Source organism: Methylorubrum sp. B1-46, assembly GCF_021117295.1.
Classification (GTDB): domain Bacteria; phylum Pseudomonadota; class Alphaproteobacteria; order Rhizobiales; family Beijerinckiaceae; genus Methylobacterium.
The window spans coordinates 454,079-471,213 of record NZ_CP088247.1 but is presented as its reverse complement, the minus strand read 5'-3'; the positions used below and the strand labels follow the sequence as shown (position 1 = coordinate 471,213).

The following is a 17,135-nucleotide window of genomic DNA, read 5'->3' as shown; positions in this document are numbered from 1 at the left end:
GGCGAATTTTTTGTTTGACGAAAAGAACGTGACTGTTTTAGCCATCGAGTGGATCCAGGCGACAAGCCGGGCCGACGAGGGAGACAGCCATATGATCCGACGCCGCCATGTCCTGTCCGCATTCGCCGGCGTGCTCGGCCTTCTCGCGGCCGGATCCGAGTTGCGCGCCGCCGATGTCTCGGAAATCCGGCTCGATTGGGCGACCTACAATCCGGTCAGCCTCGTCCTGAAGGAGAAGGGCTTTCTCGAAGAGGCGCTGAAACCTCGCGGCATCAAGGTGCGGTGGGTCCAGTCGCTCGGCTCCAACAAGGCGCTGGAATTTCTGAACGGCAGCGCCATCGATTTCGGATCGTCGGCCGGCGCGGCGGCACTGCTGGCGCGGATCAACGGCAACCCGGTCAAGGTCGTCTACGCCTATTCCCGACCGGAATGGACCGCTCTCGTCACCCGCAAGGAGACCGGGATCGCGAAGCCCGCCGACCTCAAGGGCAAGCGCATTGCCGTCACCCGCGGCACCGATCCGCACATCTTCCTCATCCGCGCGCTGCAGAGCGCCGGGCTCACCGAGAAGGACGCCAAGCTCGTCCTGCTGCAGCACGCCGACGGACGCACCGCACTCGATCGCGGCGACGTCGATGCCTGGGCCGGACTCGACCCGATGATGGCCGCCGCCGAGATCGAGAGCGGCGCCGTGCTGTTCCACCGCGATCCGAGCGCCAACACCTGGGGCGTGCTCGACGTGCGCGAGGATTTCGCCAAGGCCCATCCCGACCTCGTGCGGGTCGTCATCGCGGCCTACGAACAGGCTCGCGCCTACGCGATCGCCCATCCCGATGCGCTGAAGAGCGCGCTCGTTTCCGCCACCAAGCTGCCCGAGGCGGTCATCGCCAAGCAGATCGAGCGCACGGATCTCAGCCAGCCTGCCGTCGGTCCGGCCCAGGCCGAGAGCATCCGCGCCGCCGGCCTCGCCCTGCAGCAGGCCGGCGTGATCCCCGCTTCCACCGACGTGGCGGCGGCGGTCGACGGGCTGATCGACCCGCAGTTCAACCCAGCCCCGGCCCGCTGAGCCTGCCCGTGCCGGACGCCGCGCACCTCGTCGCCTTCGCCGTTGTCGCCCTCGGCATGGTGCCGGCGGAGCTTGCGCTGCGTGGCGCTGAACGCCCGATCCGGTAGGACGGGGGCGAAACCACGATGCAGACACGGCGCGGCCCCTTCGCATGAGCCTCACCACCGTTCTCTCCGAAGAGCCCGAAGCGACGGCCGCCCCCGCGCGTCGAGCCGCCCTTCTCGGCGGCGGCGCGCGGCTTGCGCTCGGCCTGCTGCTGCCCTTCGCCCTCGCGCTCGGCTGGGAGATCGCGGTTACGACCGGGCTCGCCTCCGGGCGCCTGCTGCCGCCGCCGAGCCGGGTCGGTGCCGCGCTCTGGACGCTCGCCGCATCCGGCGAACTCTGGACTCATGTCGAGGCGACCCTGATCCGCGTCGGCCTCGGCTTCGCTTTTGGGGCGGGCGCCGGCATCCTCGCCGGCGCGCTCACCGCGACGCTGCCCGTCCTGCGCTGGCTGGTCGATCCGAGCCTTCAAGCCCTGCGTGCGGTGCCCTCGCTCGCCTGGGTGCCGCTGTTCATTCTGTGGTTCGGCATCTTGGAGACGCCGAAGGTCGCCCTGATCGCGGTCGGCGTGTTCTTCCCCGTCTATATCGGCGTGGCCGGCGCCATCGCCTCGGTCGATCGCAAGCTGGTGGAGGTCGGCCGCATCTTCCGCCTCTCGAAGGCCGGGCTCGCTCGGCGCATCCTCCTGCCCGCCGTGCTGCCGGCGACGCTGACGGCCCTGCGCACCGGGCTCGGCTTGGGTTTCCTGTTCGTGGTGGCCGCCGAACTGATGGGCGCCTCCGAGGGCCTCGGCTACCTGCTCCTCGACGGCCAGCAATTCAGCAAGCCGGACCAGATCCTGGCCGCGATCATCAGCTTCGCCGTCGTCGGCAAGGCCGCCGACGCCGTGCTCGTCGCGCTCACCAGCCCGCTGGTGCGCTGGCAGGACACCGCGCGGGAGACGCTGTGAGCCTTCCATGCTGAGCATACAAACCCTCTCCAAGACTTATGCCGACGGCACTCGCGCGCTGGAGGGCATCGACCTCGATGTGCCGAATGCCGAGATCGTTGCGTTGATCGGTGGCTCGGGCTGCGGCAAGACCACGCTCCTGCGCCTCATCGCAGGGCTCGACCGGCCGAGCACCGGTCGGATCGCCCTGGACGGCGAGCCGATCACCGGGCCGCATCCCGGCGTCGGCCTGGTGTTCCAGGAACCGCGCCTGCTGCCCTGGCTGACGGTGGCCCACAATGTCGGCTTCGGCATCGAACACCTGCCTGGGCGTGAGCGGCGGGAGCGCGTCGCCCACGCCCTGGAGCGGGTCGGTCTCGCCGAGCATGCCGGGCGCTGGCCCCGCGAATTGTCCGGCGGACAGCAGCAACGCGTGTCGATCGCCCGCGCCTTCGTCGCCAGCCCGCGGGTGCTGCTCCTCGACGAGCCCTTCTCGGCGCTCGACGCCTTCACCCGCAAGGATCTCCACCGCCATCTCCTCGCCCTGTGGGAGGAGGTGCGGCCGACGGTGCTGATCGTCACCCATGACGTCGCCGAGGCAGTGGCGCTCGCCGACCGCGCCATCGTCATGCGCCCGCGTCCCGGCCGTCTCGACGAGACGGTGGCCCTGCCGTTGCGCCGGCCGCGCGACTCGGCGGCACCGACGAGCGAGGCGGCGACGCGCGCGATCCTCTCCGCCCTCGACCAATCGCTGCGCCCGCGCGATGCCTCCCGTACACCGGAACTCGCCGGGGGCAGTTCGTTCTGAGGTGTTGCGGTTACGCGAAAACCGCTAAGCCCGGCCGCTCAAGAAAACAGGAGGAAATCCATGGACGCCGACGCCCTGCGCGCTCTCCAGGCCCCGCTCAAGAACAAGTACCGTGAAACGCCCGATTCCGCCGTCATCACCCTGAAGGCCAAGGGTGCGCTGGACGACACCAGCATCGCCTGCAAGGTCGAGACCGGCCGCGCCCTGGCGGTCGCCGGCCTGCATCCCGCCACCGGCGGCTCGGGTGCCGAACTTTGCTCCGGCGACATGCTGCTGGAGGCGCTCGTCGCCTGCGCGGGCGTGACGGTGAAGGCGGTGGCGACCGCGCTGGAAATCCCGCTCAGGGCCGGCACGGTCAGCGCCGAGGGCGATCTCGACTTCCGCGGCACGCTCGGCGTCGACAAGCAGGCGCCGGTGGGCTTCCGCGCCATCCGCCTGACGTTCGACCTCGACACCGACGCGCCCCAGGAGAAGCTGGACCAACTCCTGAAGCTGACCGAGCGCTACTGCGTCGTGTTCCAGACCCTCAATCACAAGCCGGAATTGTCGGTGAACGCCTCGCGCTCCTGAGCCGCGAAGCTTATCTGACGGGCGTCATGCGCCTGCTCATCATCGAGGACGACCGCGAGGCCGCCGCCTATCTGGTCAAAGCGTTCCGGGAAGCCGGGCACGTCGTGGACCATGCCGGCGACGGCCTCGACGGCTACGCGCTCGCTCGCGAGGGCGATTACGACGTGCTGATCGTCGATCGCATGCTGCCGAAGCTCGACGGGCTCTCGCTCGTGCGCTCGCTGCGCGAACAGGCGATCGCCACGCCGGTCCTCATCCTCTCGGCGCTCGGTCAGGTGGATGACCGGGTGAAGGGGCTGCGGGCGGGCGGCGACGACTATCTCCCCAAACCCTACGCCTTCTCCGAGCTTCTCGCCCGCACCGAGGTGCTGGCCCGCCGCCGCACGGCCGCGACCGGTCCCGGCGAGGCCACCGCCTACCGCGTCGGCGATCTCGAACTCGACCGGCTCTCGCACCGAGTGACGCGGGCGGGCCGCGAGATCGTGCTGCAGCCGCGCGAGTTCCGGCTGCTCGAGTACCTCATGCGCCATGCCGGACAGGTCGTGACCCGTACGATGCTGCTGGAGCATGTCTGGGACTATCACTTCGACCCGCAGACCAACGTCATCGACGTTCACGTCTCGCGGCTACGCGCGAAGATCGATCGCGGCTTCGAGCATCCGATGATCCACACGGTCCGCGGCGCCGGCTACGTCATCCGGCCGGACGAGCCGCAACTTCCGTGAGCCCCGCCGCATCGCCGCCACAGGACGGCCTCCTCGCGCGTCTGGGAAAGATCTTCCGCACGACGGCATTCAAGCTGTCACTCGCCTACCTCGTGCTGTTCGCGGTGCTGGCCTCGCTCGGCCTCGGCTACGTCGCCTGGAACGCGCGCCGCGTGCTCGACGATCAGATCGTCTCGACCATCGATGCCGAGATCAACGGCCTGTCGGAGCAGTATACCGCGGGCGGCCTGCGCCGGCTCATCACGGTGGTGGAGCGGCGCGCCAAGGAGCCCGGCGCCTCGCTCTATCTCGTCACCACGCCGGCCGGCGAGCACATCGTCGGCAATGTCAGCCGCGTCTCGCCCGACATCCTCGCTCGGCCCGGCCAGTACGAGGGGTATTACGGCCGTGGCTCGGAGGCGGACCAGGGCGAGCACCGCGCGATCATGCGCGTCTTCAACCTCGCCGGGGGCTTCCGCCTCCTCGTCGGCCGGGACACCGAGGAGCGCGACCGCCTGCGCGCAGCGATCGGCAACACCTTCGGCTCCTCGCTCGCGCTGGTCGTGGTGCTAGGCGTGCTCGGCGGCTGGTTCGTGGCCAGCCGCGTCCTGAAGCGCGTGGACGACATGACCGAGACGACCCGTACCATCATGGCGGGCGATCTCGATGGGCGTCTGCGGGTCTCCGGCACCGGGGACGAGCTCGACCGCCTCGCGCAGAATCTGAACCTGATGCTGGAGCGCATCGGCGAACTGATGCGCGGGATGAAGGAGGTCTCCGACAACATCGCCCACGATCTCAAGACGCCGCTCACGCGCCTGCGCAACCGCGCCGACGAGGCCTTGCGCACGGCCGAGACGCCGGAGGCGCTGCGCACGGCGATCGAGGGCGTGATCGAGGACAGCGACGGGCTGATCCGGGTGTTCAACGCGCTGCTGACCATCGCCCGTTTGGAGGCCGGCAACGCACCCGAGAGCCTGCGCCGGTTTGACGCCGGGGCGGTGGCGCGGGAAGTGGCCGAACTCTACGAGCCCCTGGCCGAGGACAGAGGCCTGAGCCTCATCGTCCGCACGGAACCGGACCTGACCCTCGACGGTAACCGCGAGCTGGTGGGCCAAGCCATCGCCAACCTCCTCGACAACGCCATCAAGTACGGCGCGCAGTCACCCGAGGCCGGTCCGCAGGCGATCTCGGTGAGTGCCGTACGGGCCGACGGCGCCGTGCGGATCACCGTCGCGGATCGCGGCCCCGGCATCCCGGAAGGGGAGCGCGGGCGGGTGCTCGACCGCTTCGTGCGACTCGACGCGGCCCGCACGCGCCCCGGCTTCGGCCTGGGGCTGAGCCTCGTCAACGCCGTCTCTCGGCTTCACGGCGGAAGCCTCGAGCTTGCCGACAACGCGCCGGGCCTCGCCGTCACGCTGAACCTGCCGGCGACCACGACGTAGCGGTGTCGGTCAGTTCAGGAAGTTGCGCACGCCATCGGGGTCGGCGAGCGTCATTTGCGGGCTGCCGGGGAGAGCGAACACCACCAGCAGAACCGCGAGCGTGACCGTGGCGAGGCCCAGCACCGCCCCCAGCCGCTGCGGGTCGAACCGGCGGCTCGCGATCAGCGCGCAGCCGAGCGTGAAGACGGCGGCTTCGGCGAAGGGAACGAAACTGGTGCTGCTCATCGATTCACTTTCGTCCTCGGTCGCCGTGTCGTCCGCCGGAGGTACCTCGAGAGTATGTCGCTTCGGCCCGGCTGGGTTCAACCGGAGACGGCGCGGACCCGCGCCCCAAAGCTCTTAAGACAGGACGGCCGAGTCGCGGAAAAATTCCCTCGACACGATGAGCGTACGCCCGGAAGCACCTTGGCAGCCTGCTTTCGTCAGCGCGGTCATCGATGGGGGCGAAAGGTTGCGCCCGATCGGGCGTAGCGGTTCTCGGCGTAACCTGAACTTAACATTGGTTATCAATGCTGGGTTGTGGTTCGTTCGAAGTCGTAGCATGGCGCCGTGTCGATGGCAGGGGAAGGCATCCGGTCTCAGCCGTCCGAATCGGGTTCCGCTCGAAGCTTGATGCTGCCCGTGGCCCTCCTGCTGGCGAGCCTGATCGGCTCGGCGTGGCTCGGAGCGCCGATGGGGGAACCGGACCGGCCGGTTGCCGCCCTGTTTCCGCTGTGGTGGGAGCCGGGCCGCAGCCTCGGCGCGGCGGTAGCAGCGGGTGGCGCCGTGCTGGGCCTCGGTCGCCTGCCGGGGCTCGTCGTCACTCAATCGTCCGCGCCCGATTTCGCCGAGCGCCTGCGGTCGGCCGGTGCCCTCCTCCTGTTCGACCCACGGGGCTCTGGCCTCTGCACCCCTCCCGTAACGCCGCGATTCCCAAAGCCGGCCCCCCGAGATTCAGCACCATGACCTAATCCCGCCCGCGTGATCTCGACAGCCTCCGCCGCGCCGCGAGCCGCGGCCTCATCGCCCTGCTTTGGTTGCACGTGCCGTTCAACGTCGCCGTGGCCGCCGCCCTCGGAAACCCGATCGCGGCTCAGGGGCTGATGGCGTTCGGCCTTGCTGCGGCGGCGACCGTTACGTGGCGGTTGAATGGCGACGGACTCGCCACGCGCCTCACCGTGGCGGTGGCGATGGTCGGCATGGTGGCGCTGTTGCTTGCTGCGGCATCCGGCCATTCCTGGCAGCTCGACCTGCACATGTACTTCTTCGCTGCCTTGGCGGTGCTGTCGGCCTATTGCGACTGGCGCGTGCTGCTCACCGCGGCTGCGGTGACGGCCCTGCACCATCTCGGCCTGAACCTGCTCCTGCCGGCCGCGGTCTATCCGGACGGCGCCGATTTCGGCCGGGTGGTGCTCCACGCGGTGATCGTCGTGCTGGAGACCGCCGTCCTCGTCTGGCTCAGCGTGCAGCTCGCATCCCTGTTCTCGGTCTCGGCGCGCTCCCTCGCCGCAGCCGATGCCGCACGTGCCGCCGAGGCGGACGCTCATCATCGCCAGAGCGTGGCCGAATCCGAGGCCCGGGCCGAGCGTCACCGCACCGCCGGCGAGCTCGCCGAGCGTTTCGAGAGCAGCGTGAACCGGCTCGTCCGGGAAGCCGCCGAATCCGCCAAGCGGGTGCGGCACGCCTCGCAGGATCTCTCGGCCGCGGCGGGCGACGCCGCCCGCCGCACGGCGGATTTATCCACCGCCTCGCAGGACACCGCTGCCGACGTGCAGGGCGTCGCGGCTGCGGCCGGTACGCTCTCGGCCACCGTGCTCGAGATCGGGAGCCACATGACGCGCGCTGCCGAGGTGGCCGTCCGGGCGACGCGAGAAGCGGAGCAGACCGACGAGACCGTGCGCGCATTGGCCGAGGCGGCGCAGCGCATCAACCAGATCGTGCTTTTCATCGGCACCATTGCCGAGCAGACCAACCTGCTCGCGCTCAACGCGACCATCGAAGCCTCGCGCGCCGGCGCGGCCGGGCGGGGGTTCGGCGTGGTGGCCGGCGAGGTGAAGGCGCTTGCTGCCCGCACCGCCCGCGCGACGCAGGAGATCGAAGCTCAGATTCTCGCGATCCAAAGCCAGACGGGGCAGGCGGTCGCGGCGATCGGCCGGATCGGCGGGACGATCGAGGAACTCGGGACCATCACCCGCTCGGTCGCCGCTGCGGTGGAAGGGCAGGGGGCGGCGGCCAGCGCGATCGCCGGCAACGCCGAGCGGGCGGCCCGGCGAACGGGCGCGGTCTCGGACAATCTCGACGGCCTTGCTCATTCCGCCGACCTGACCGGCTCGGCTGCGGCGGCCGGTCTCGACGCCTCCGCGCGTCTGGCCGGGGAATGCGACGCCCTCGCCGAGACCGTTCGCGATTTCGTCGGAACGCTCCGGGCAGCCTGAAATCCGAGGGCGCCCTCACGCCCGTTCCTTGCCGTGCCGTCCTGAAAGTCCCTTGGCAGATCCCGATTTGCGCGTTTGATGGGCAGAGCCGCGGCGCGACGGCGATGCGGACGCTTCGGAGCGAAGAAGGGACGGCATGGGCAGGCGAAACGACGGGCAGGTTGCCCGCGACGACGGCACGGCGCCCCTGATCGCGCGACTGAAGCAGGCGCCGCCGCTATCCGATCCCGAGGCGGCGCGGGCGCGGTTCGAAGAGATTGCCGACGCGCTTCCTCCCGCCCTGCGAGAGGGGACGGTGCGGGACCTTCTCACGGCGCTCGCGGACCACTCGACCTTCCTCTGGTCCCTAGCCTCGCGCGATCCCGCCCGGCTCGCCCGACTGTTTGACGAGGCGCCTGAGGCCGCCGATGCCCGCATCATCGCCGCCCAGCGCGCCGCCGGACGGGCGGGGGAGGGGGCGGCGCCCGATCTCGTCGCGGTCGGCAGGACGCTGCGCCGTAACCGCGCCGAGCACGCGCTCCTCGTGGCGCTCGCCGATATCGGCGGGGTCTGGCCGCTGGAGCGCGTGACCGCCGCGCTCTCCGATTTCGCCGACGCTTCGGTCTCGGCGGCGATCGATGCCATGCTGCTCCAGGCCGCCGCCTCAGGCCGCTTCCTGCCGAAGGACCGGGACGAGCCGCAGGCGGGTTCGGGTCTCGTCGTGCTGGGTCTCGGCAAGCTCGGCGGGCGGGAGCTGAACTATTCGAGCGACATCGACCTGATCGTCTTCTTTGATCCCGAGGCCGTGCCCCTGAAGGAGGGGCTGGAGCCGACGCCGTTCTTCACCAAACTGGCGCAGGGCGCCGCCAAGCTGCTGCAGGAGCGCACCCGCGACGGCTATGTCCACCGGGTCGATTACCGCCTGCGCCCCGATCCCGGCTCGACGCCGACCGCGATGAGCCTCGCCTCGGCCTATGTCTATTACGAGACCACGGGGCAGAACTGGGAGCGGGCGGCCTTCATCAAGGCCCGCGCCATCGCCGGCGACATCGCCGTGGGCGAACGCTTCCTGGCCGATCTTACGCCCTTCGTCTGGCGCAAGTATTTCGACTTCGCCGCGATCGCCGACGTGCACGCCATGAAGCGGCAGATCCACGCCGTGCGCGGGCACGAGGCGCTGGCGGTGGCTGGCCACGACATCAAGCTCGGCCGCGGCGGCATCCGCGAGATCGAGTTCTTCGTCCAGACCCAGCAGCTCGTCTTCGGTGGCCGCCGCCCGATGCTGCGCGGGCGCTCGACGGTGCCGATGCTGGCCAGCCTTCACGAGGACGGCTGGATCTCGGCGCAGGCGCGGGACGAGCTGGCCCAGGCCTACGCCTTCCTGCGCACGATCGAGCACCGCCTGCAGATGGTGCGTGACGAGCAGACCCAGCGCCTGCCGACCGACCGGGCCGAGCTGGAGGATTTTGCGCGCTTTGCCGGATATCCGGATCTCGCCGGCTTCGAGGCGGCCCTTCTCGCCCACGCCCGCCGGGTGCAGGCGCATTACGCCCTGCTGTTCGAGGCCGGGCCCGATCTCTCCTCAGAGGTGGGCGACCTCGTCTTCAGCGGATCCGCCGACGATCCGGCGACGCTGGCCACCCTGCGAAGCCTGGGCTTCCGCGATCCGGAGCGCGTCACCGATACCGTGCGCGGCTGGCATTTCGGCCGCCGCGCGGCGGTGCGCAGCCCCCGCGCCCGCGAGGTGCTGACCGAACTGGTCCCCGCCCTCATCAAGGCGCTCTCCGGCACGCCTGATCCGGACGCGGCGCTCGCCAATCTCGACCGCGCCTTCGGCCGCATGCCGGCGGCGGTGGAGCTTCTGACCATCCTGCGCGAGCACGAGCGCCTGCGGCTGCTCTTCGCCGATTTGCTCGGCAGCGCCCCGCGGCTGGCGGGTACCGTCGCGTTCTCGCCGCACGTGCTCGACGCGGTGATCGACCCCGACTTCGTCGACCCGACCGTCGACGCGGCAGCCATCGCCGCGCATTACCGCGCGCTGCTCGGCCGGCCCGACAGCCACGAAGTCTTCCTCGACCGAAGCCGCGACGCGGCGCGCCAGCTTCGCTTCCTCACCGGCGCCCGGATGCTCTCCGGCATCCTGACTCCGCAGGCGGCGGGCTGCGCCTTCTCGGCGATCGCGGATGCCGCCGTCGCGACCGCCCTGGAGGCCGTCGCGAACGCCTTCTTCGCCGATCACGGGGCGATTCCGGGAGGCCGCATAGTCGTACTCGGCTACGGCCGGCTCGGCTCGCGTCAGCTCACGGCGGAATCCGACCTCGACCTCGTCGTACTCTACGATTTCGACCCGGAGAACCGCACCAATACCGGCCCGAAACCGCTCGACGCGGCGGTGGCCTATAACCGGCTGACCCAGCGCCTCGTGGCGGCACTCACCGCCCCGACCCGGCGCGGCCTGCTCTACGAGGTGGATCTGCGCCTGCGCCCCGGCGGCGGCCAGGGTGCGACGGCGGCGCAGTTCCGCAGCTTCCGCGCCTACCAGCGCGAGGAGGCCGAGCTGTGGGAGCACATGGCCCTGACCCGCGCCCGCGTCATCGCCGGTGACGAGAGCCTTGCCGCAGAGGCTCAATCCGTGATCCGCGACGCGCTGATGCAGCCCCGCGATCCCGCCGCGGTGAACCGCTCCGTGCGGAGCATGCGCGCCACGGTGGAGGACGAGAAGGGCGACCACGGCCCCCTCGACCTCAAGCTCAGTCCCGGCGGTCTGCTCGATCTCGATTTCCTGGCGCAGGCTCTCGTCCTCGGCCATGCCCACGCGCATCCCGAGCTGATCGGTCACGATGCCCCGGACGTCATCGCGCGGGCGGCGCAAGCCGGTCTTATCGCCGCCGACGAGGCGGAACGGCTCGACGGCGCCTACCGGCTCCTCGACGACGTGCAGCACTGGCAGCGCCTGATGGTCGAGGGCGACCCGACACAGGCCTCCGACGTAGCGCTCGCCCGCCTCGCCCGCGCCGCCAGCCTGCCGGATGCGAGGGCGCTCACCGCCCGGCTCGACGAGGAGCGGCGGACGGTGCGGACGATCTTCGACCGTCATCTCGGGCAGCCGGATGCAGGGTGAGCCGATCCGCGCCTTGCGGGATCGGTTCCCAGCCCCTTAATCTGAGGGGCATGAGCGTCGTCGCGATCGATTTCGAGACCGCCAACGAGCGGCGCGACAGCGCCTGCGCGGTCGGGCTTGCCTGGATCGAGGGCGACCGTGTGGTGCGGCGGGAGACGCGGCTGATCCGCCCGCCGCAGATGCGGTTCTCCCCCGGCAACATTCGCATCCACGGCATCCTGCCGGCGGATGTGCGCGATGCGCCGACGTTTCCCGAAGTCTTCGCCGAGTTCCGGCCAGACCTCTCGGGCCGGCTGATGCTGGCCCACAATGCCGGTTTCGACATGGGCGTTCTCGCCGCCTCGCTCGCGGCCTGGGGCGAGGCGGTGCCGGACATGGCCGGGCACTGCACCCTGCAGATCGCCCGGCGCATCTTCCCCGATCCCGGCGGGCACGGGCTGGCCAAGGTGGCGGGACGCCTCGGCATCCGCTTCGAGCATCACGATGCCGGCGAGGATGCCTATGCCTGCGCCGAGATCGCGCTCGCGGCCCTGCGTGAGACCGGCGCGGCGGACATCGCCGACCTTGCTCGCGGCCTCGGGCTGACGCCGATCCGGGCGGTGGCCGGGCCGCGGCGCGATTTCAGCCGCTCCACCTCCGCCCATGCCCTGCGGGCCTCCGGCATCGTCGATCTGCGGCCTAAAGGCGACCTGCGTTTCGCCATGCGCGGCAGTACCGGCAGCCGCTACGTGCTGGAGTTCGAGGAGCGGACGGACGGGCCCTATTTGCGCTGCTCCTGCCCGGCCGGCACGCATCGCCGCCGCTGCCGCCACGTCGATGCGTTGGTCGAGGGCGACGTCACCGATCTCACCTCGAACAATTTCGAGGATGTCGAGCGCCTGCGACAGGTGCTGGACGGCAAGAGCGTCGGGCCGGTGCGGACGAAGGGCGCGGCAGCTGCCTGACCCGGTTTTCGGCTGATCGCTTCGGCGCCACCTGTCCGTCATCATGGGCGCCCATCGTTAGACCCACTATCGATGACGGGCCTGAACGCCCTGTTTGGCCGTTGAATCACCTGTGGATCTCGCGTTCCGCTATGTGAACCCGGTATGATGGAGAATGCGGGCGTCAATGACGTCGACCAGACGACGCAGAAGGTACCGAAGCGGTACGACCTTTTAGTGTCCCGGACTTGTGACACCGATCATTGTGAGCGCGAGGCGTGCGTGGAATGCATCGCGTGATGCGTCCCAGCGAGTGCCGACGCAGACGACTTGCTGTCGCGGTGCGCCGAATACGCTACCGATACGAAACGCTCGACGCGCGCCCCGCGGCCTCCGTTGCAAGAGGTGTCGCCATGGATCACGAGACGATGCGTCGGACGACCGCCGAGTTCTTCGGCACATTCTGGCTGACCTTCGGCGGGTGCGGCGCGGCCGTCCTCTCGGCGGCCTATCCCGAACTCGGGATCGGCTTCCTGGGCGTTGCCTTCGCCTTCGGCTTCACCGTGCTGACGATGGCCTACGCCGTCGGCCATATCTCGGGCGGCCACTTCAACCCGGCCGTCACGATCGGGCTCTGGGCGGCGCGCCGCTGCGCCAGCCGGCACGTCCTGCCCTACATCCTCGCTCAGGTCATCGGCGCCATGGTCGCGGCTTTCACCCTCTACACCATCGCCTCCGGAAAGGCGGGTTGGGTGCCGAACGGGTTCGCTTCCAACGGTTACGGTGAGCTCAGTCCAGGCAAGTACGGCCTTGCCGCCTGTCTGATCACCGAGATCCTGACGACGTTCATCTTCATCTTCATCATCGCCGGCACAACATCGAAGGGTGCCGCCGCGGGCTTTGCCGGCATTCCCATCGGCTTTGCCCTCGTGCTCATCCACCTGATCTCGATTCCGGTGACGAACACGTCGGTCAATCCGGCCCGGAGCACGGGGCCGGCCCTGTTCGCCGGTGCAGAGTACGTCGCGCAACTCTGGATGTTCTGGGTGGCCCCGATTGCCGGAGCGATTGCCGCCGGGATCGTCGCGCGATGGCTCTACGAACCGGCCGACATGGTCGACACGGCGATCGTGGAGCGAGGCGCCGAGATCTGAAGGCTAAGCACGAGCGACGACGAGGCCCGTCGAGACCTCGTCGTCGTTGCCGTGCGGGGCTCTCGCCCCTCTTACAAACGCTCTTCCTCGAACGCCCGCACCCATTCCGCGCAGATGCCGGAACGGACGATGTCGTCGAGGGTGAACTCGACGATCGGGATCGCCATCATCCGACTCTTCACGAGGTGGATCACGGTACGAAGGCCGGAGGTCTCGCGCAGGTCAGTCTGCGAGACGTCGCCGTTGATGATGACCTGGCAATCGTCGCCGATGCGGGTCAGGAACATCTTGATCTCGGCCGTGGTGGTGTTCTGCGCCTCGTCGAGGATCACGAGGCAGTTCTTGAAGGTGCGCCCGCGCATCACCTCGAACGGCACCACCTCGATGTCGCCGGCCTTCACCGCGATGTCGAAGGCGGCCGCGCCCATCCGCTCCTTCATGGTCTCGGTCAGCGGAGCGACCCAGGGGGCGATCTTCTCTTCCAGAGTGCCGGGAAAGAAGCCGAGCGAGCGTCCCGAGGGGACGTTGGGGCGGGTGATCACGACTTTCGCGATCCGGCGCTGACGAAGAAGATCGGCGGCGCGGGTGCCGGCGATGAAAGTCTTGCCCGTGCCGGCCGGACCCAAAACGATGACTTGTGAAGATGACGCGAGGGCGTCGAGATACTGACCTTGCTTATCCGTCAGGGGTTGTATCGGTGCGGGGTTACGTTCCTCGTCGAAGCGTGTCCGATGCATCCGGATCGGTCGGTCCTCAACCAGTTCAAGCCGTGCGCGTCGTCTCTTCATGGATCAACACTCCACCTTGACTCGTGCGTGACTCTCGCAAACTCGACTTTTTCAACCAATCTCGACTATTCGATTCCTTTTTCGATTCGGCGAAGACAATTCCGATCTTCGTTCATCTTTACGCTAGTGCAAAGCCAAACTCCGTGAGTCGGTTCCACGGCGCGACGCGAAGGCTGTGGAACGCGTCTTTACGGCAACGCTTCGCCCGCCCTGCGAGGGTTGCAAGTGCGCGCGACGGGGGCGTGACGGTTTTCAGAAGAAGCGATGACCCTGGCGCCTCTCGGCGCTGCCGGCGGATCGGGGCGATCCTGACAGGGTCCATCGCGGGCGTCGCCCTCCCGGGGCGGCGGCGCAGCCGGCGGAGGCCGCCGGCGGGACGCTTCAACCGGGCTGGAGGAAGCTGTCGAGCACCATCTTCCGGCCGGCCTTGTCGAAGTCAACGGTGAGCTTGTTACCGTCGATGCCGGCGACCGTGCCGGGGCCGAACTTGGTGTGGAAGACCCGTTGGCCATGCTCGAAAGAGGACGGCGCACCCGTCGATTTGGCGATCAGCTCGCCTTCGATCTCCCGCGGCCCGCCCGAGCGGCCGCCGCGTCCCTGCCCGAGTCCCCCGCCGAATCCGCCGGAGGTGTTGGCCTGCGCCCGCTGCCAGCCCGGCGTGCCGTAGGAGGAGCCGAACGGGGCCGGGTTGCGGTCGAAGCGGGAGGCGCCGGCCGAGAAATGCGCGGGCGCCTCCACCACGTCCACGGCCTGGGGCGGCAACTCGTCGATGAAGCGCGAGGGGATGGTCGAGGTCCATAGCCCGTGGATGCGCCGGTTGACGGCAAACGACAGCTTGGCGCGCTTGCGGGCGCGGGTGATCCCGACATGGGCAAGCCGCCGCTCTTCCTCCAGCCCGGCCCGCCCACTCTCGTCGATGGCGCGCTGGTTCGGGAACAGGCCGTCCTCCCAGCCGGGCAGGAACACCGTGTCGAACTCCAACCCCTTGGCGGCGTGCAGCGTCATCAGCGAGACGCGGTCGGCCCCTTCGGCCTCGGAGGCTTCCATCACGAGCGAGACGTGTTCGAGGAAGGCGGCCATGTCCGGGAATTCCTCCATTGAACGGACGAATTCCTTGAGGTTTTCAAGCCGCCCCGCGGCGTCGGCCGAACGGTCCTTCTGCCACATCTCGGTGTAGCCGGATTCCTCCAAGATGGTCTGGGCGACCTCGGGATGCGGCTTGGTCTCGACCAGACGGATCCAGCGCGAAAAGCTCTCGACGAGGCCGCGCAGCATCGAGCGGGCGCGGGGCTTCAACTCGTCGGTTTCGATCAGCTTCCTCGCCGCGGCGAGCAGAGGAATCCGGTCGGCGCGGGCATAGGCGTGAAGGGTCTGCAGCGTCGCGTCGCCGAGGCCGCGCTTGGGCGTGTTGAAGATGCGCTCGAAGGCGAGGTCGTCGGCGCCGTTCATCGTCACGCGCAGATAGGCCAGCGCATCGCGGATCTCGGCGCGTTCGTAGAAGCGCGGGCCGCCGACGACCCGGTAGGGCAGGCCGACCTGCACGAAGCGGTCCTCGATCTCGCGCATCTGCGCCGAGATCCGCACCAGCACGGCGATCTCGGAGAGTGGGTGCCCCTTGCGCTGGAGCGACTCGATCGACTCGGCGACCTGTCGTGCCTCTTCTTCCGAATCCCACGCGCCGGTCACGGTGACCGGCTCGCCCTTTTCATCCTCTGTCCGCAGCGTCTTGCCGAGCCGGCCTTCGTTCTTGGCGATGAGGCCGGAGGCGGCGGCGAGGATGTGGCCGGTCGAGCGGTAATTGCGCTCCAGCCGCACCACGGTTGCGCCGGGGAAGTCGTGCTCGAAGCGCAGGATGTTGTCGACCTCGGCGCCGCGCCAGCCGTAGATCGACTGGTCGTCGTCGCCGACGCAGGCGACGTTTTTTCGGAGTTGCGCGAGCAGGCGCAGCCAGAGGTATTGCGCCACGTTGGTGTCCTGATACTCATCGACCAGGATATATTTGAAACGGTCCTGGTAATTCCTCAGGATGTCCGGGTTCTCGCGCCAGAGCTTCAGGCACAGCAGCAGCAGGTCGCCGAAATCGACCGCGTTGAGGGTGGCGAGGCGAGCCTGATAGGCGGCGTAGAGCTGCCCGCCCTTGCCGAAGGCGAAGGCCTGCGCCTCGCCCGGCGGCACCTGCTCGGGCGCAAGGCCGCGGTTCTTCCAGCCGTCGATGGTATGGGCGAGCGAGCGGGCCGGCCAGCGCTTCTCGTCGATGTTCTGGTCGGCGATGACCTGCTTCATCAGGCGGAGCTGGTCGTCGGTGCCGAGGATCGTGAAGTCGGATTTGAGGCCGACGAGTTCGGCGTGGCGGCGCAGGATCTTGGTGCCAATGGCGTGGAAGGTGCCGAGCCAGGGCATGCCTTCGCCTGCCGGGCCGATCAACCCGCCGATGCGGTGCTTCATCTCGCGGGCGGCCTTATTGGTGAAGGTCACCGACAGGATGTCGTAGGGCCGCGCCTTGCCCGTCGCGATCAGGTGGGCGATGCGCGTCGTCAGCACCCGCGTCTTGCCGGTGCCCGCGCCCGCGAGCACGAGCACCGGGCCTTCCGTCGCCTCCACGGCGCGGCGCTGCTCCGGGTTGAGGCCGGAGAGGTAGGAGGCGCCCTCGGGCCGCAGGGCGGCCATGGCGCGGGCGGCGATGGAGGTCGGGGCCGACGGCGCATCGTCGTCGGACGGGCGCGGCCGGATCGCGTCTGGCTCTTGCATCATGCGCGCATCCCTGGACCAAAAGGCGAACGCCGTCGAGACCCGATCCGGAACCGGCGGGTCCCCTCATGCGTCACTCGGGAAACCCGAAACTGACACCGATGAAGGATACGAGGCCATGCGCGCCCCGTCGCTCGCCCTCCTGACCCTGCTCGCCGCCCTCACGCCGGCTCTTGCGCAGAGCCCCGGAAACCGCGGCGCCACCAGCCGGCAGAACGAGGGGTTCGAGTACCGCAACCAGAACCGCAACTTCGAACAACGCCAGACCTTGGAGAACAGCGCGATCCGCAACCAGATCCAGCGGGCGCCGCTCAACGTTCCGCCCCCGGCCGGACCCGCCTACGGCATCCGGCGCTGACCGCGGGCGCAAGCTTAAGCGTGAGGTGCGGGCGGGCCGTGGCCTGTGCTATGGCCGCAGGAGCTTGGTTTCGCGCGCTTCGACCGG

Annotated in this window: 15 protein-coding genes; 12 read left to right on the top strand and 3 right to left on the bottom strand. The window is 69.2% G+C overall.

What is annotated here, in order from left to right:
* Positions 1-91: 91 nt before the first annotated feature.
* The 6 genes from LPC10_RS02285 to LPC10_RS02260 all read left to right on the top strand — a co-directional run bounded on the left by LPC10_RS02285 (position 92) and on the right by LPC10_RS02260 (position 5,563).
* Entirely contained in the window at positions 92-1,066 is a 975-nt protein-coding gene (locus tag LPC10_RS02285; RefSeq protein WP_231346943.1) for an aliphatic sulfonate ABC transporter substrate-binding protein, read from the top strand.
* Positions 1,067-1,217: 151 nt separating this feature from the next.
* Positions 1,218-2,057: an ABC transporter permease gene (locus LPC10_RS02280; protein WP_231345286.1), complete on the top strand. Its 840-nt coding sequence runs from the start codon at positions 1,218-1,220 to the stop codon at positions 2,055-2,057.
* 7 nt (positions 2,058-2,064) lie between these two features.
* On the top strand, positions 2,065-2,844 hold the full coding sequence (locus LPC10_RS02275) for an ABC transporter ATP-binding protein (RefSeq protein WP_231345285.1): 780 nt from the start codon (positions 2,065-2,067) through the stop codon (positions 2,842-2,844).
* A gap of 60 nt (positions 2,845-2,904) precedes the next feature.
* Positions 2,905-3,414, top strand: a complete 510-nt coding sequence (locus LPC10_RS02270) for an OsmC family protein (RefSeq protein ID WP_231345284.1) — start codon at positions 2,905-2,907, stop codon at positions 3,412-3,414.
* Between the two features lie 26 nt (positions 3,415-3,440).
* Positions 3,441-4,139: a response regulator transcription factor gene (locus tag LPC10_RS02265; RefSeq protein ID WP_231345283.1), complete on the top strand. Its 699-nt coding sequence runs from the start codon at positions 3,441-3,443 to the stop codon at positions 4,137-4,139.
* Positions 4,136-5,563 carry an ATP-binding protein gene (locus LPC10_RS02260; protein ID WP_231345282.1) on the top strand — a complete coding sequence of 476 codons (1,428 nt, stop codon included), beginning with the start codon at positions 4,136-4,138 and terminating at the stop codon, positions 5,561-5,563. The genes LPC10_RS02265 and LPC10_RS02260 overlap by 4 nt, the downstream gene beginning before the upstream one ends.
* A 9-nt stretch (positions 5,564-5,572) precedes the next feature.
* On the opposite strand, the gene LPC10_RS02255 is transcribed toward LPC10_RS02260, so the two are convergent.
* Positions 5,573-5,788 (bottom strand): hypothetical protein, encoded by a 216-nt coding sequence (locus tag LPC10_RS02255; RefSeq protein ID WP_231345281.1) that lies wholly within the window; start codon positions 5,786-5,788, stop codon positions 5,573-5,575.
* A 387-nt stretch (positions 5,789-6,175) separates the two neighbouring features.
* Here LPC10_RS02255 and LPC10_RS02250 point away from each other — a divergent pair, with 387 nt between their 5' ends.
* The 5 genes from LPC10_RS02250 to aqpZ all read left to right on the top strand — a co-directional run bounded on the left by LPC10_RS02250 (position 6,176) and on the right by aqpZ (position 13,154).
* Positions 6,176-6,508, top strand: a complete 333-nt coding sequence (locus LPC10_RS02250) for a hypothetical protein (protein WP_231345280.1) — start codon at positions 6,176-6,178, stop codon at positions 6,506-6,508.
* Between the two features lie 77 nt (positions 6,509-6,585).
* Complete coding sequence (locus LPC10_RS02245; RefSeq protein ID WP_231345279.1) at positions 6,586-7,977, top strand: methyl-accepting chemotaxis protein; 1,392 nt, start codon at positions 6,586-6,588, stop codon at positions 7,975-7,977.
* A gap of 136 nt (positions 7,978-8,113) precedes the next feature.
* Positions 8,114-11,077, top strand: a complete 2,964-nt coding sequence (locus tag LPC10_RS02240; RefSeq protein WP_231345278.1) for a bifunctional [glutamine synthetase] adenylyltransferase/[glutamine synthetase]-adenylyl-L-tyrosine phosphorylase — start codon at positions 8,114-8,116, stop codon at positions 11,075-11,077.
* Between the two features lie 50 nt (positions 11,078-11,127).
* Positions 11,128-12,021, top strand: coding sequence for a 3'-5' exonuclease (locus tag LPC10_RS02235; protein ID WP_231345277.1), 894 nt, complete (start codon positions 11,128-11,130; stop codon positions 12,019-12,021).
* Positions 12,022-12,413: 392 nt separating this feature from the next.
* On the top strand, positions 12,414-13,154 hold the full coding sequence (aqpZ, locus tag LPC10_RS02230; RefSeq protein ID WP_231345276.1) for an aquaporin Z: 741 nt from the start codon (positions 12,414-12,416) through the stop codon (positions 13,152-13,154).
* Positions 13,155-13,225: 71 nt separating this feature from the next.
* On the opposite strand, the gene LPC10_RS02225 is transcribed toward aqpZ, so the two are convergent.
* Both LPC10_RS02225 and LPC10_RS02220 read right to left on the bottom strand, forming a co-directional pair.
* The gene (locus tag LPC10_RS02225; RefSeq protein ID WP_108938480.1) at positions 13,226-13,942 is read right to left on the bottom strand and encodes a PhoH family protein; all 717 of its coding nucleotides are present in this window, start codon (positions 13,940-13,942) and stop codon (positions 13,226-13,228) included.
* A gap of 381 nt (positions 13,943-14,323) precedes the next feature.
* The gene (locus LPC10_RS02220; protein WP_231345275.1) at positions 14,324-16,693 is read right to left on the bottom strand and encodes an ATP-dependent helicase; all 2,370 of its coding nucleotides are present in this window, start codon (positions 16,691-16,693) and stop codon (positions 14,324-14,326) included.
* A gap of 115 nt (positions 16,694-16,808) precedes the next feature.
* Here LPC10_RS02220 and LPC10_RS02215 point away from each other — a divergent pair, with 115 nt between their 5' ends.
* Positions 16,809-17,048: a hypothetical protein gene (locus LPC10_RS02215; protein WP_108938478.1), complete on the top strand. Its 240-nt coding sequence runs from the start codon at positions 16,809-16,811 to the stop codon at positions 17,046-17,048.
* Positions 17,049-17,135 lie beyond the last annotated feature (87 nt).

Coding starts and splice junctions, on each gene's coding strand:
- LPC10_RS02285 (WP_231346943.1), top strand. CDS start 92: ATGATCCGACGCCGCCATGTCCTGTCCGCATTCGCCGGCGTGCTCGGC.
- LPC10_RS02280 (WP_231345286.1), top strand. CDS start 1,218: ATGAGCCTCACCACCGTTCTCTCCGAAGAGCCCGAAGCGACGGCCGCC.
- LPC10_RS02275 (WP_231345285.1), top strand. CDS start 2,065: ATGCTGAGCATACAAACCCTCTCCAAGACTTATGCCGACGGCACTCGC.
- LPC10_RS02270 (WP_231345284.1), top strand. CDS start 2,905: ATGGACGCCGACGCCCTGCGCGCTCTCCAGGCCCCGCTCAAGAACAAG.
- LPC10_RS02265 (WP_231345283.1), top strand. CDS start 3,441: ATGCGCCTGCTCATCATCGAGGACGACCGCGAGGCCGCCGCCTATCTG.
- LPC10_RS02255 (WP_231345281.1), bottom strand. CDS start 5,788: ATGAGCAGCACCAGTTTCGTTCCCTTCGCCGAAGCCGCCGTCTTCACG.
- LPC10_RS02250 (WP_231345280.1), top strand. CDS start 6,176: ATGCTGCCCGTGGCCCTCCTGCTGGCGAGCCTGATCGGCTCGGCGTGG.
- LPC10_RS02240 (WP_231345278.1), top strand. CDS start 8,114: ATGGGCAGGCGAAACGACGGGCAGGTTGCCCGCGACGACGGCACGGCG.
- LPC10_RS02235 (WP_231345277.1), top strand. CDS start 11,128: ATGAGCGTCGTCGCGATCGATTTCGAGACCGCCAACGAGCGGCGCGAC.
- aqpZ (WP_231345276.1), top strand. CDS start 12,414: ATGGATCACGAGACGATGCGTCGGACGACCGCCGAGTTCTTCGGCACA.
- LPC10_RS02225 (WP_108938480.1), bottom strand. CDS start 13,942: ATGAAGAGACGACGCGCACGGCTTGAACTGGTTGAGGACCGACCGATC.
- LPC10_RS02220 (WP_231345275.1), bottom strand. CDS start 16,693: ATGATGCAAGAGCCAGACGCGATCCGGCCGCGCCCGTCCGACGACGAT.
- LPC10_RS02215 (WP_108938478.1), top strand. CDS start 16,809: ATGCGCGCCCCGTCGCTCGCCCTCCTGACCCTGCTCGCCGCCCTCACG.